This is a genomic window from Methanoculleus horonobensis, from assembly GCF_001602375.1.
In the GTDB taxonomy this organism is placed as follows: Archaea; Halobacteriota; Methanomicrobia; order Methanomicrobiales; family Methanoculleaceae; genus Methanoculleus; species Methanoculleus horonobensis.
Genome location: NZ_BCNY01000004.1, coordinates 1 through 13,326, shown reverse-complemented (window position 1 = coordinate 13,326; position 13,326 = coordinate 1). Strand labels below are relative to the sequence as shown.

Genomic DNA, 13,326 nt, shown 5'->3' with positions numbered 1-13,326 from the left:
ACCATGAAGAAAGAGACCGCGACGTCTTCAAGAAAACGGGATCACCTGCAGATATGCTGCGAGCAGCCCGTCGAGGCCGGCGACGCCGGCTTTGGGGACGTGCGCCTGGTGCATAACGCTCTTCCCGAGTGCGACATGGACGCGATCGAGACGAAGACGCGGTTCCTCGATAGAGCACTCGGTTCCCCCCTCTTCATTGCAGCGATGACCGGAGGACATCCGGACACCCTCGAGGTGAACCGACGGCTGGCACGTGCCGCCGAACGGTATAACCTCGGCATGGGTGTCGGTTCTCAGCGAGCGGCACTGGAGAAGCCCGAACTGGAGGAGAGTTTCACTGTCGTGCGGGAGGAAGCGCCACACGCGTTCCTCTGCGCGAACCTTGGAATCATCCAGCTCCGCGACCACGGCATCGAGTGGGCGGAGCGGGCTGTCGAGATGATCGATGCACAGGCGATCGCCATCCACATCAATTCGCTTCAGGAAGCGATTCAGCCGGAGGGCGATCACAACGCAGAGGGATGCATCGAAGTGCTGCGCAACCTCTGCAAAGAGTTCTCCTACCCCGTCATCGTGAAGGAGACAGGTTCCGGCATATCGGCCGGAACCGCAAGGATTATCCGGGGTGCCGGAGCAAGCGCCATCGATATCGGCGGCTACGGAGGCACGTCGTGGGCGAAGATTGAACGCCTGCGGGCGAGCGGCTCCGAACTCGCCGATCTCGGGGAGGCATTCCTCTCGTGGGGCATACCGACGGTGGTGAGCCTCCACGAGGTGCGGACGATAGAAGGCCCGATCATCGCGACGGGCGGACTACGAACAGGTGTCGACATCGCTAAGGCCATCGCTCTCGGGGCAGACCTCGGGGGCATGGCGCTCCCCCTCTTGAAACCAGCCATGGAGAGCGAGAACGCGCTCTCTCTGGCCGTCGAAGCGATGCACCGCGAACTCCGCGTGGCGATGTTCCTGACGGGATCCCGGTCTGTAGCGGATCTCCGGCACGCCAGGACGTATATAACCGGCCTGACCCGGCAAATGATTGAAAACAGCGACTAACAACGGAAAAACTCTACAAGGAGACTACATGGATATTGAGATCATAGCAGTGGGCGGATATAACGAAGTCGGCAGAAATATGACTGCCGTCCGCTGCGGAAAAGAGATTGTCATCTTTGATATGGGTCTTAGGCTCGACCAGGTGATGATCCACGAGGATGCTGATATCGAGAATATGCATTCCCTGGACCTGATCGAGATGAAGGCCATTCCTGATGACACCATCATGAATGCGACCGAGGGGAGCGTCAAGGCTATCGTCTGTTCGCACGGACACCTTGACCATATCGGTGCTATACCGAAACTGGCGCACCGCTACAACGCCCCGATCATCAGCACGCCTTACACCTCGGAACTGATCCGACAGCAAATTGCAGGCGAACAGAAGTTCGGAGTGAACAACAAGCTCTTCGCCCTGAAAGCCGGGCAGCGCTATACCATCTCCCCGCACCTGACGCTCGAGTTCGTGCAGGCCCAGCACTCGATCATCGATACGGTCTTCCCGGTCCTGCACACGCCAAGAGGCGCGGTCGTCTATGCAAACGACTTCAAACTCGACCGGACGCCGGTGCTCGGGGCGCCCCCTGACTTCGCCAGGCTGCGGCAGATCGGGAAGGAGGGTGTCATTGCCCTCATCACGGAGAGCGTCAACATCGCCGATAACGGCCGGTGCCCGAGCGAGAGGATCGCGCGGGACCTCGTACGGGATACCATCACGAGTTACGAGGACGACAAAGGCGCTCTCTTCGTCTCGACGTTCTCGTCGCATATATCCCGTGTCAAGGCCATCGCCGAATGTGCCCACGAGATCGGCAGAAAACCGGTCCTGCTCGGGCGGTCGATGGAGCGCTACAGCTCGGCGGCCGAACAGTTGAAACTGGTCGCGTTCCCCGAGTCCCTCTCCATGTTCGGCAACCGCCGGACCGTTGATAGGACGCTGCGCCGGATCATGAAGACCGGGAAGGATAAGTTCCTCCCGATCGTCACCGGCCACCAGGGAGAGACAGGCGCCATCCTGACAAGGATCGTGATGGGGGACACCCCCTACAAGATGGAGAAGGGCGACAAGATCCTCTTCTCCGCAAAGGTGATCCCGAACCCAATGAACTACGGCCAGCGTTACCTGGTCGAGGCCCGTGCCAAGATGGCGGGCGTGCGGATCTTCGATGAACTGCACGTCTCGGGTCACGCTTACAAAGAGGACCACTACGAGTTCCTGCATCTCTTAAATCCCCAGCATATCGTCCCGTCTCACGGCGACATCGGGATGACCGGCGGCTACGCGAGGTTCGCGGAGGAGCTCGGGTATACGCTCGGCAACGACCTCCATATCCTCCGGAACGGGAGCAGACTGTTGATAAAGTAGGAGACAATGCATGACGACGCTTGAAGACTACCTGGAGAAGAATGCTGAGCGGATCGACAAGGCGCTCCACCGTTACTTCGGAGATGTCCACGGCGACCTCTTCCGGGCGAGCGCCCACCTGCTGCTTGCGGGGGGCAAACGCCTCCGCCCGGCGGTCGTCATTCTCGCTGCGGATGCGGTGAGGAAGGGGAGCTCCGACGACCTGCTCCCGGCGGCCCTTTCGCTCGAACTGACCCACAACTTCACCCTCATCCACGATGACATCATGGACGGCGACGCCGCCCGGCGCGGCGTGCCGACGGTGCATACGGTCTGGGACGAACCGACGGCGATTCTTGCCGGGGACGTGCTGTATGCAAAGGCGTTCGAGTTCATCTGCTTCTCGGAAGCCGCGGACGCCGCCAAGATCCGGGCGGTGAAGATGCTTGCCCGGACGTGCACCGACATCTGCGACGGGCAGAGCATGGACATGGCCTTCGAGAAGAGGAGCGACGTCCAGGAGGTGGAGTACCTGGAGATGGTCAGCAAGAAGACCGGTGTCCTCTACGGGGCATCCGCCGCCATCGGTGGAATCCTTGCCGGAGCAAATCCCGTCCAGGCCGACGCCCTCTATCAGTACGGGGTGAACAGCGGGATCGCCTTCCAGATACAGGACGACCTCATCGATCTCCTTGCGAGCAGTGAAGCGAGCGGCAAGGACCGGGCGTCGGATATCCGGGAAGGGAAACAGACCCTGATTGCTATCCGGGCGCGGGAGAAGGGGATCGATCTCGTTCCGTACCGGAGAGAACTCTCCACTGCCGAGATCGACGACCTGATCGCCCGGCTCCGGGAGGCCGGGGTCATCGACCAGGTCAGGGCGGTCGCCGTCGAACGGGCAGCCGTCGCGAAACAGGCGCTCTCGATTCTCCCGGACACGGAGGAGAGGCGGCTTCTTGAGGAGATCGCCGATTTCTTCATTGCTCGAGGCAACTGATACCATGGACGGCGATATCGAGCACCTGCTCTTTATCTACGCTCTGCAGAACGCGGTGAAGCACGACAGCGCCCCGAAGAGCGGGACGGTCATCGGCACGGTGCTCGGCAAGCACCCCGAGTTCCGGAGCCGTGCGCGGGAACTCGGCCCTCTTGCAGGGAAGGCGGTCGCAGAGGTGGCGCAGATGAGCGCGGCGGAGAGGAAGAGCCGGCTCGAAGCACTCGCGCCCGAACTTCTCGCGGAACTCACCGAGACGCACGAACACGTCCGGGAACTCCCTGCTCTCGAGGGGGCGGAGAACGGCGTGGTGATGCGGTTTGCGCCGAATCCGAGCGGCCCGCTGCACCTCGGGCATGCCCGCGCCTCCATCTTGAACGACTACTACGTCAAGCGCTACGGCGGCCGATACGTCCTCCGCATCGAGGATACCGACCCGCGGAGGGTCGATCCCGAGGCATACGAGATGGTCCGGGAAGATATCGCGTGGCTGGGGCTCGGGATCACCGATATCGTCTACCAGAGCGACCGCCTCGATATCTACTACGATTGGTGCAGGAGACTGATCGAACTCGGCGGCGCCTACGTCTGCGTCTGCGACTCCGAACGCTTCCGCGAACTCAAACTCAAGGGGAAGGCCTGCCCCTGCCGGGAGCGGACGGTGGAGGAGAACCTGGAACTCTGGCAGCAGATGCTTGATCAGGAGTTCTACGAGGGCGACGCGACCGTCCGGGTGAAGACGGATCTCACCCACCCCGACCCGGCGATGCGGGACTACTCCGCGATGCGGATCGTGAACGCGCCGCTCCACCCGCGGGTGGACGCCACGGTCTTTCCGCTGATGAACTTCTCGGTCGCGGTGGACGACCACCTGCTCGGGATCACTCACGTCATCCGCGGCAAGGACCATATCGCGAACACGAGACGCCAGCGGTACATCTTCGACTACTTCGGCTGGAAGCCGCCGGTCTACCGCCACTACGGCCGTATGGGGATATCGGGCGTCGTTCTCTCGACGTCGGGGATGCGCGAAGGGATCAAGAGCGGCCTCTACACGGGCTGGGACGACATCCACCTCGGGACGATGCGGGCGATCGCGCGTCGCGGCATCGAGCCGGAGGCCGTCCGGAACGCCATGGTCGATATCGGGATCGGGGAGACCGACATATCGTTCTCGTGGGAGAACCTCTACTCCCGGAACAAGGAGCTCGTCGACCCGAAGGCGAACCGCTACTTCTTCGTCCCCGACCCGGTCGAGGTCACGGTGGAGGGCGCCCCGCGCCGTGAGGCGCATGCTCTTCTCCATCCGAACGATCCCTCCCGGGGGGTTCGCACCCTCGTCGCGGAGGGAGCAATCCTCCTCCCGCGGGCGGATATCGAAGGGAAGAGCATGGTCAGGTTAAAAGACCTCTACAACGTGAAGATCGAGTGGGACGGCGATGCGTTGCGGGTATCCTACGCGGGCGACTCGCTCGAAGAGGCCCGGCACGAGAAGGCGCCGATCATCCAGTGGCTGCCGGCGGACGCGAAACTCCCCTGCACCCTTCTCCGGCAGGACGGGAGCCTCGAAGGGTTCTGCGAGCCGCTGGTCGCGGGAGAGACCGACCGCGTCGTCCAGTTCGAGCGGATCGGGTTTGCCCGGATCGATTCGGCGGACGGCGGCCGGGTAAGCGCGTATTTTGCGCACCGGTGAAGCGGGTTCACCGGATAGGGATAGAATCCCTTCTTCACGCCCTTTTTTTCAAGACGGTTTAAAAGATAGATTCCAGGGAAGACCGCCCACGTTCACCGGCGCTGGATCGCCGCCCTCTCTGCCCGGCGGGCGAGTTCGCAAAGCAGCATCCGCGCGAGATCGACGTTGGCGTAGTCCCGCTCCCGGGCGACGTCGCGGATGCAGGCCGGCACCTCGATGATCCGCTCGGCCTCCCGGATCTCTGCCTCGAGCGCCGCGAGTTCTCTCCTCTCCCGCATCCGCTCCCGGTGCCAGGCTGCCGACCCACGTTCCGGGTCGATCGAGAGAACCGCCTCATAACATTCCAGCGCCTCGTCGTAACGGCACATCACCCCGAGCACCCAGCCCCGGCTCTGCCAGGCGAGAATGTGCTCCGGGTCAAGCCTGAGCGCCCGATCACAGCAGGCGACCGCATCTTCGTGTTTCCCGAGGTGCGCGAGAGCGTAGCTCTTCCGCTGCCATGCCGTCGCATCGTCGGGATCTGCGGCGAGCGCCTTATCGAAGCAGGCGACCGCCTCGTCGTAGCGGCCGGCCTTGATGAGAGCAAACCCCTTCCTTTTCCAGAGGAGAGGGTCGTCGGGAGAGAGTTCAAGTGCCTTATCGTAACAGACGACCGCATCGTTGAAGCATCGGGTGGTGCAGAGAACCTGACCTCTGTGATACCATCGTTCGGCATCCTCATCTCTTGTCGCCATCGAACCTGAAAGGGGAGCCAATCCATAAGAAGATAACCCGACCCGCAACGAATAAGACCGGTCGAGCAAGAAGTAACTACTCATGGCAGAGAGGATTCTTGTTGCCTACGCCACCCGCTACGGCTCGACCGCGGAAGTGGCAGAGGCGATCGGCAACGAACTCCGTAAAGCAGGCGTTGATGTCGATGTCAGGCCGGTGGGAGAGGTTCAGGACATCTCCCCGTACCGGGCCGCCGTCATCGGAAGCCCGATATACATGGGGAAGTGGCTTCCGGAACCGCAGGTCTTCATCGAGAAGAACCAGCAGCGCCTGCGCACCATCCCGGTCGCCTACTTCGCCGTGGGCCTCACGGTCGCAGACGGGGGGCCCGAGATCCTCAGGAAAGCGGAAGCATCGATGGACTCGGTCAGGCTGCTCGTCAACCCGGTGGAGGTCGGTGTCTTCCCGGGCAGACTGGAGAGCAGCGGCCTCTCCTTCACCGACCGCACCATCGTCAAGATGATCCGGGCAAAGACCGGAGACTTCCGCGACTGGGAAGCCGTCCGCGCCTGGGCACAGGCGGTGCATCAGAAACTCATGGCGGCGTGACCGGCCGCGACAGGATGGTGTGAAGGCAGAAAAACCTCCCTTTTCTTGTTCCGGCTGCCGGAACGCACAAAAAAGTGCTTATAGGACGGCCGCTCACCTATATAAACCACAAGGTGAACCGGGTGAATAAATACTCTTTTGTAGCCAGAATGCCCGACAAACCGGGCGCGCTGCATCGCGCGGCCGAGATCGTCAAGTCTTACTCGGGCAACATCATCCGCATCCAGTACGACCGCCGGATCGATCCCGCCACGGTATTCTTTGAGGTGACCGCAGAGCCGGAGAGTTACACCCGGATGAAGAGAGACCTCCACGCGATCGGCTACCTCCAGGAGTCGCTCCCGACGCTCGGGTTTCTCAAATTCTCCGTATACCTCCCTCACGAACCCGGATCCCTCTTCGAACTCCTCACCTACGTCACCGGGGCGGGGGCGAACATCGCCTACATCGACTTCGACGACCGGAGGCCGGACCCCGGGAGAGTCACGATCAGCCTGAACGTCGAAGAGACCGCGATCGTCGAGAACCTGCTCGACCGGCTGAAGTCCCGCTACCGTCTCGAGATCCTGGAGTACGACACCACCGGTGAGAGACTCGACGACACCGTCTTCTACGTCCGATTCGCCCAGGCGGTGCGGGGGCTGATCGGGACGGCGGAGGACGAGTTCCTGCTCTCGCTCCTGCAGGACGTCAACCACATCGTCCAGGAATTGAACAGCCTCGGCCAGGACCCAAGAGAGGTCTTCGAGTCCATCCTGCTCACCGGCCGGACGCTCCGGGACACCACCGGCGACGGGTTCTACGCGGACGTCCAGCGCATCAGCCTCGCCGACGACGTCGAGGTCTTCTGCTTCCAGATGCCGGGCGGCGGGAACATCTTCCTGCTCCGCGCCCCGGACGAGACGGTGATGATCGACACCGGATACGGGATCTATCACGAGGATGCCGTCCGGATGTTCCGGCACTACGGTCTCGATGATCTCGGGAAGATCCGGAGGATCTACATCACCCATGCCGATGCCGACCACTGCGGGGCGGGGGGACTCTTCGAGGCGAAGGCGTATACGCACACCGGGTCGCTCGAGATCATCCGCCGGGCGAACCGGGCATACGGGTCGCGCAGCGAGTCCTCGATCCTCGAAGAGGTCTACACGACCGTCATCAACCTCTTCTCGCACTTCACCCCCCCAGGCGACCCCGAGGTCTTTCCGGCGGAGAGGCTCGGCATGCGCTCGATCTTCCCCGTCCTCGCACGTTTTACGGTCAACGGCCTCGAGTTCGAGGTTCTCGAGTCTCTCGGCGGACATATGCACGGCCAGGTCTACTTCTTCTGCCCCACGCACGGGATCATCTTCACCGCCGACACACTGATCAACTTCGGCAGCCTCGACGAGGCGCGGAGACGCTACAACTCGCTCGCCGACTTCCTGGTGACCTCGGTCAACGTCGACAGCGACTGCGCCAAGAGAGAGAGGAAGGCACTGCTCGAACTGATCCATGACCTGGACGAAGAACTCAGAGCGACCGGCCGGCGGTGCCTGGTCGCGTGCGGCCACGGCGCCATGTCCGTCCTCTCGGACGGGAGGCTGGAAGCCATCGGGCCCATCGAGCGCTACCGGGCAAAAGAGGAGCAGGACTAGGCGGAAGGCGGCCGCCGCGTTCCGACAAGGGCAATCGCCGCACCGATGACGACCACCATCCCGCCGATGAGCAGCACCAGGAGTTCCAGCTGGGCGAGGAGAAGGAGGGTCGAGACGATACCGACGGCCGGGATGACCGGGAACCTGCCGATGCTGCCCGGTATCCGGAACGGCCGGGCAACTTCCGGCGCACGATAGCGGAGCAGGATCACGGCTGCATTGATGACGACGAACGTCACGAAGAGCGTGAAGTTCGTGACGTTCGCGACGAAGTCGATCTCGCCGGCAAAGAGGAACGCGATGGAGGCGAGCAGGACGGCGACGATGGCAGTCCACGGCGTCCGTGTCCGGGGATGCACCCGGGCGAGGATGGACGGGAGCGAGAAGGAGGAGGCCATCCCATAGGTGATCCGGGACGACGCCATCATCATCAGGAGAGCGGTGTTCGCCGTGGCGAAGAGGGCGATGACGGAGATGACGGTGAACGCCGCAGGGCCGAGAGCGACGGACGCGACTTCGGCGAAGGGCGCCCTCGATGCGGCGAGCTGCTCCCACCCGACGACTGATACGGCGGCGAGGGAGACCAGGATGTAGAGGAGGACGGAGACGGCGAGCGCAATCATCAGGGCGATGGGGATGGTTCGCTCCGGGTCTCTGGTCTCCTCCGAGAGTTTCACCATCTCCTCAAATCCCATGTAGGCAAAGAAGACGAGCGCGGAGGCCTGCAGGAGACCCGGAACCCCGAGGGGCATCTCGAAGTAGTCTACCCGTCCGAGGTGCGGGAGGCCGATCAGGATGACCATGACGATTCCTCCGACCTCGACGAGGGTCATCGCGATGGCGGCCCGGGCGGTCTCCTTGATGCCGTAGAAGAGGATCCCGGCAAGGACGAGGAGGAGCAGGATGGCGGAGGGGAGGGGCGGGAAGCCGACGAGATCCGAGAAGTAGCCGGCAAACCCGAGCGAGACGGTTGCGGCCCCGAGGATGCCGGAGAAGATGATCAGCCACCCGACGACGAACGCGAGCCCCCTCCCGAAGGCGTTTCTGACATACTCGAACTCGGCGCTGGCACGAGGGAACATCGACGAGAGTTCGGCGTAGCCGAGCGCGCTGAAGGCGGCGATGGCGGCGGCGACGGCAAAGGTCAGCCAGACGGCGTTTCCGGCCATGCCGGCCGCTTCCCCGAGCAGGGCATAGATCCCGGCCCCGAGGATGATCCCGATGCCCGAGAGGGTGACCGCGGGAAGGCCGAGCTCGCGCCGGAGCTTCGTCCCGGGAGTAGGGGTGCCCCGATCCTCGTTTGGCATGTACAATCCTATGTGCCTGCAGCATTTATGGATATCCGGCAACGACTGTCGGGCACCGGCATGAAACGCCATACAGCCGGGCGCATCGCCGCCGGGGAGCAAGGAGAGGGCGCGCGACGGGGCACCGCATAATGTATATATATTCGCCTCGCCCCTCATGGCTTCCCTGCAAGAGCGGGGGGAAGTGAATCGATGGCACAGAGCGTTATCGACATACTGAAGCAGGAGCACGAGATGGTGCTCTCGCAACTCTCGGAACTCTCGAGCAAGGGCACGAGCAGCCGGGAGCAGAAGTACAACGCATTAAAGGAGAACCTCATACCGCACATGATCGGAGAAGAGCAGGCCGTATACCCGAAACTCATGGACTCGGGGATGCAGGAGATAGCCCTCGAATCGATCGAGGAGCACAACGCGGTCAAGACGCTCCTATCCCAGCTCGACAGCGCATCCACGTCGGAGGAAGACGTCTGGGTGGCGAAAGTGACGGTGATCAAGGAGAACGTGGAACACCACATCAGCGAGGAGGAGGAGCATATCTTCCCCGAGATGCAGCAGAAGATGAGCAGCGACGATCTCTCGAGTCTTGGGAGCAGCTACGAGGAGGCAAAGAAGAGCGCGCTCCCCGTTGCGGCACGCTGAGCACGTCGGGCGAGGGTGCCGACACCTCTCTTTTTTGGCCGGGATCGGCCGGGCGAAACCGTTAAGTTCCTCATCCCCTATTCTCCACCGGACGGAGGACGTATATGCCGCAGATTCTTGAATTGATCCGTGAGGATCACGATCTCATCAGGGCACTCTTCGACGAACTCGAGAGCAACCCCGAGACCCGGGACGTCCGGTGCATCACGCTTCGCCGGGAACTGCCGGGGCACATGCATGCAGAGGAGGTTACCCTGTATGCACACCTCCGGGACAGGGTTCCGGAGGAGATATGGCGATCGCTCGACGAGCACACCGATGTCCGGGAGACGCTTGCACGGTTTGAGAGGATCCCGCTCCGGGATGACGCCTGGATGCCGGCGCTCGCCGATCTTCGGGGACGGGTCGAGGCCCACTTCGTCTCGGAAGAGGGCGAGGTCTTCGCCCGGGCAGAGGAGCATATCGAGAGGAGCGATCTCTTCGCCCTCAGCGAGACGTTCGAGAAGGAGAAGGTGGCGGCGGCGCGGTACGTGCCGGTGTGACACTCACGATACCGGGGTGCCCGGCACCCCTTCTCTTCCTGGTGCGGGTCACCCGGTAAATTTATTTTCGTTTACTTTTTTCAATTGTAAATCCGCAACCATTATCGCCGCAGAGGTCAGACTGACCATCAATGGATATTCTCATCACGAGCGGGAGGACGATCGCGCAGGGCAAAAAACTCTACTACAAAGACATGCCCGCCTACTCCATTGAGACGGCACGCTGCTTCGTCAACCCGTTCGATCTCCTGGAACTCGGGGCCGCGGCAGGAGACTGCCTTCTCCTCTCGACCGGGACGGGAGAGGAGGTGTTTATCGCCACTCCCTGCGACGATCTCGTCTCCGGAACCGTGTTCATCCCCTGCGGGCCGCACGCGAATGCAATCCTGCACGCGACCACGCGGGGAACCGGTGCTCCGGACTACAAATGGCTGAAAGGGACGGTGAAACGAACCGATCTCTCCCCGCGATCCGGTTGGGATATCCTCATCGAGGAAGGCGGGGCCGCATGCCCTCCGGTGCCGGCACCCTCCGGTGACGACGGCAGCGGGGCGGTGACCATCCGCGACGTCGCCTGCCCGCTCTGCGGGTGCCTCTGCGACGACCTGGTCGTGCGGGTCGAGGGCGGGGCGATCCGGTCGGTCGACAACGCATGCTCGCTCGGCTCGGAGAAGTTCCTCTCAAGGAGCCGTCTCATGCTCCCTGTCTCAAAGACGGGAGGAACCTGGGAGACGATTGGATTAGAGGAGGCTATCCGGTATACCGCAGAGGTGCTCGCCGACGCCGAACGGCCGCTCCTGTTCGGGTGGAGCGGGACGTCCGCGGAGGCGCAGTGCATCGGCATCCAGATCGCCGAGGCGATCGGGGGCGTGATCGACAACTGTTCGTCGATCTGCCACGGGCCGTCGATCATGGGCATCCAGGAGGCGGGTCACCCGGGGTGCACGCTTGGTGCGGTGAAGAACCGGGCCGACGTCGTGATCTACTGGGGCTCGAACCCCATCGAGTCGCACCCCCGCCACCTCTCCCGGTATACGACGTTCGTCACCGGGAAGTACCGGGATAACGGGCACCATGACCGGACTCTGGTCGTCGTGGATATCAGGGAGACCGATACCGCGAAGCTTGCCGATGAGTTCATCCGGATCAGGCCGGGCGGGGACTACGCGGTATTCTCGGCGCTACGGGCGATCCTCAGGGGCCACGCGGACGCGCTTCCCCCAACCGTTGCAGGTGTCCCGCGGGAGAGGCTGATCTGGCTTGCCGACCTCTGCATGAACGCCCGATTCGGGGCACTCTTCACGGGGATAGGCCTGACGCAGTCGCGCGGCAGGTACAAGAACGTCAGGAACGCCATCCAGCTCGTCGACGAGCTCAACCGGCATACGAAGTTCACCCTGACGCCCATGCGCGGGCACTGGAACGTCAACGGCACCAACCAGACGTTCTCGTTCCTGACGGGCTACCCGTACGGCGTCGATTTCTCGCGCGGCACGCCCTACTACAACCCCGGCGAGACGACGGCGGTCGACCTGCTCCGCCGGGGCGAGGCCGATGCATGCCTCATCATCGGCGCCGACCCCGGAGCGCATCTGCCGAGACGGTGCAACGAACACCTCGCGACGATCCCCACGATCGTCATCGATCCGTTCGTCTCGCTCAGCACCTCCGTTGCGGATCTCCATATCCCGGTTGCATGCACAGGCATCGACTGCGAGGGAACGGGCTACCGGATGGACTCAGTACCGATCCGGATGAAGAAGATCCTCGACCTGGGTCTCCCGACCGACGAGGAGGTATTGTCAGAGATCCTCTCCCGGGTACAGGAGAGACGTCAGCCTTACGGCGTAATCGTCCCGGAGAGGCGGTATTCGGAGGCGCCGCCGGCAGCATGAGTAAATGTAAATTGCTCGACATGAAACAAAAGTTAAATAACCCGCGCAGACCACAGATAGATTGGTGCCACCGCAGTGGCGGCGCATCACTGAGATCCAATCTTTAGAACCTCAATTCCATCAATCAAACCGCGGAACACCGCAAACGTCGGGAATGGGGAAGAGCCCGACCGGGCGTCGTGCCGGATGTCCCGGGAGGCGCTGCAAGCGAGCTTCAACGGGGCGAGAGATCGCTCCCCTCTTCTCCCCCTCGACTTTCAGTTTTGTCGATAGTATCGATGTAAACGCGCGCTACGCAGAAGAAGAACGATCGATCACTGGCGTTCGCACAGTAAAACTCCAGAACAGAGCAGAAACTCTAAGAACAGTTTTCAAAGTAAAGGGAGGTAATAGCAGCGAGTTGCGCTTCCCGAGGGCTCGCGCACCTCAGTACCACACATCACGTGAGAGGGCTTAACTTCTGGGTTCGGAATGGGTCCAGGTGTTTCCCCTCTGCTATGGCCGCTATTACCAGTAACATCCAGGTATGAAGGTTCGATCGAGTCGAAAACCCCTGCGGGGTTTTCTCCCCAATCGGCCGCTTCGCGCCCGAATGGAAGCCAAGGCCCGGACTTGAACCGGGGTGTAGTTGATCTGCAGTCAACCGCGTGGCCGCTCCGCCACCTTGGCAAGCTGTGTTACCTCACTCTATTGTCGCCCAATCTATTTAAGGGTTACACCCTTGCTAGATTCGGCCGTAAGGCGTCATCGGTGCGTACTCCGGATTTCGTCTGAGCTCAGCGGAAGACATCGGACGTTAGTATCCGCGGACTGAACACGTCGTTGCCTTCGTGCTTACATCCCGGACCTATCAATCGGGTCTTTTACCCGTGTCCTCAGCGGAGTCTCT

Annotated in this window: 11 protein-coding genes, 1 tRNA gene and 2 rRNA genes; 9 read left to right on the top strand and 5 right to left on the bottom strand. The window is 62.2% G+C overall.

Going from position 1 to position 13,326, the window contains the following annotated elements; all coding sequences use genetic code 11:
• Positions 1-3 precede the first annotated feature (3 nt).
• Genes fni through MCUHO_RS00065 form a run of 4 tightly spaced genes read left to right on the top strand, consistent with a single transcriptional unit; the run spans position 4 to position 5,088 of the window.
• Positions 4-1,056, top strand: coding sequence for a type 2 isopentenyl-diphosphate Delta-isomerase (fni, locus tag MCUHO_RS00080; protein WP_067072071.1), 1,053 nt, complete (start codon positions 4-6; stop codon positions 1,054-1,056).
• A gap of 28 nt (positions 1,057-1,084) precedes the next feature.
• Positions 1,085-2,422, top strand: coding sequence for an RNase J family beta-CASP ribonuclease (locus MCUHO_RS00075; protein ID WP_067072069.1), 1,338 nt, complete (start codon positions 1,085-1,087; stop codon positions 2,420-2,422).
• A gap of 10 nt (positions 2,423-2,432) precedes the next feature.
• A complete protein-coding gene (locus MCUHO_RS00070; protein ID WP_067072067.1) occupies positions 2,433-3,398 on the top strand; it encodes a polyprenyl synthetase family protein in 966 nt (321 codons plus the stop codon).
• Between the two features lie 4 nt (positions 3,399-3,402).
• Positions 3,403-5,088, top strand: a complete 1,686-nt coding sequence (locus MCUHO_RS00065; RefSeq protein ID WP_067072065.1) for a glutamate--tRNA ligase — start codon at positions 3,403-3,405, stop codon at positions 5,086-5,088.
• A gap of 92 nt (positions 5,089-5,180) precedes the next feature.
• Here MCUHO_RS00065 and MCUHO_RS00060 read toward each other — a convergent pair whose 3' ends face one another.
• Positions 5,181-5,822 carry a tetratricopeptide repeat protein gene (locus MCUHO_RS00060; protein WP_067072063.1) on the bottom strand — a complete coding sequence of 214 codons (642 nt, stop codon included), beginning with the start codon at positions 5,820-5,822 and terminating at the stop codon, positions 5,181-5,183.
• 82 nt (positions 5,823-5,904) lie between these two features.
• Between MCUHO_RS00060 and MCUHO_RS00055 the strand changes: the two genes are divergently transcribed.
• Positions 5,905-6,411, top strand: coding sequence for a flavodoxin domain-containing protein (locus MCUHO_RS00055; RefSeq protein WP_067072061.1), 507 nt, complete (start codon positions 5,905-5,907; stop codon positions 6,409-6,411).
• A 122-nt stretch (positions 6,412-6,533) separates the two neighbouring features.
• Positions 6,534-8,051 carry an MBL fold metallo-hydrolase gene (locus tag MCUHO_RS00050; RefSeq protein ID WP_067072248.1) on the top strand — a complete coding sequence of 506 codons (1,518 nt, stop codon included), beginning with the start codon at positions 6,534-6,536 and terminating at the stop codon, positions 8,049-8,051.
• On the opposite strand, the gene MCUHO_RS00045 is transcribed toward MCUHO_RS00050, so the two are convergent.
• Positions 8,048-9,358, bottom strand: coding sequence for an APC family permease (locus MCUHO_RS00045; RefSeq protein WP_067072059.1), 1,311 nt, complete (start codon positions 9,356-9,358; stop codon positions 8,048-8,050). The genes MCUHO_RS00050 and MCUHO_RS00045 overlap by 4 nt on opposite strands.
• Before the next feature lie 192 nt (positions 9,359-9,550).
• Here MCUHO_RS00045 and MCUHO_RS00040 point away from each other — a divergent pair, with 192 nt between their 5' ends.
• The 3 genes from MCUHO_RS00040 to MCUHO_RS00030 all read left to right on the top strand — a co-directional run bounded on the left by MCUHO_RS00040 (position 9,551) and on the right by MCUHO_RS00030 (position 12,437).
• Positions 9,551-10,000, top strand: a complete 450-nt coding sequence (locus MCUHO_RS00040) for a hemerythrin domain-containing protein (RefSeq protein ID WP_067072057.1) — start codon at positions 9,551-9,553, stop codon at positions 9,998-10,000.
• A 104-nt stretch (positions 10,001-10,104) separates the two neighbouring features.
• Positions 10,105-10,542: a hemerythrin domain-containing protein gene (locus tag MCUHO_RS00035; RefSeq protein ID WP_067072055.1), complete on the top strand. Its 438-nt coding sequence runs from the start codon at positions 10,105-10,107 to the stop codon at positions 10,540-10,542.
• A gap of 131 nt (positions 10,543-10,673) precedes the next feature.
• Entirely contained in the window at positions 10,674-12,437 is a 1,764-nt protein-coding gene (locus MCUHO_RS00030; RefSeq protein ID WP_084385829.1) for a formylmethanofuran dehydrogenase subunit B, read from the top strand.
• Positions 12,438-12,824: 387 nt separating this feature from the next.
• Here the strand turns inward: MCUHO_RS00030 and rrf are convergent.
• The 3 genes from rrf to MCUHO_RS12880 all read right to left on the bottom strand — a co-directional run.
• Positions 12,825-12,946: ribosomal RNA gene (gene rrf, locus MCUHO_RS00025) — 5S ribosomal RNA — on the bottom strand.
• Between the two features lie 88 nt (positions 12,947-13,034).
• Positions 13,035-13,106: transfer RNA gene (locus MCUHO_RS00020), tRNA-Cys, on the bottom strand.
• A 108-nt stretch (positions 13,107-13,214) separates the two neighbouring features.
• Positions 13,215-13,326 (bottom strand): 23S ribosomal RNA (locus MCUHO_RS12880); the annotation flags it as partial.

Excerpts from the sequence above, each read along its gene's own strand:
- fni (WP_067072071.1), top strand. The coding sequence starts at position 4 with ATGAAGAAAGAGACCGCGACGTCTTCAAGAAAACGGGATCACCTGCAG.
- MCUHO_RS00075 (WP_067072069.1), top strand. The coding sequence starts at position 1,085 with ATGGATATTGAGATCATAGCAGTGGGCGGATATAACGAAGTCGGCAGA.
- MCUHO_RS00070 (WP_067072067.1), top strand. The coding sequence starts at position 2,433 with ATGACGACGCTTGAAGACTACCTGGAGAAGAATGCTGAGCGGATCGAC.
- MCUHO_RS00065 (WP_067072065.1), top strand. The coding sequence starts at position 3,403 with ATGGACGGCGATATCGAGCACCTGCTCTTTATCTACGCTCTGCAGAAC.
- MCUHO_RS00060 (WP_067072063.1), bottom strand. The coding sequence starts at position 5,822 with ATGGCGACAAGAGATGAGGATGCCGAACGATGGTATCACAGAGGTCAG.
- MCUHO_RS00055 (WP_067072061.1), top strand. The coding sequence starts at position 5,905 with ATGGCAGAGAGGATTCTTGTTGCCTACGCCACCCGCTACGGCTCGACC.
- MCUHO_RS00045 (WP_067072059.1), bottom strand. The coding sequence starts at position 9,358 with ATGCCAAACGAGGATCGGGGCACCCCTACTCCCGGGACGAAGCTCCGG.
- MCUHO_RS00040 (WP_067072057.1), top strand. The coding sequence starts at position 9,551 with ATGGCACAGAGCGTTATCGACATACTGAAGCAGGAGCACGAGATGGTG.
- MCUHO_RS00035 (WP_067072055.1), top strand. The coding sequence starts at position 10,105 with ATGCCGCAGATTCTTGAATTGATCCGTGAGGATCACGATCTCATCAGG.
- MCUHO_RS00030 (WP_084385829.1), top strand. The coding sequence starts at position 10,674 with ATGGATATTCTCATCACGAGCGGGAGGACGATCGCGCAGGGCAAAAAA.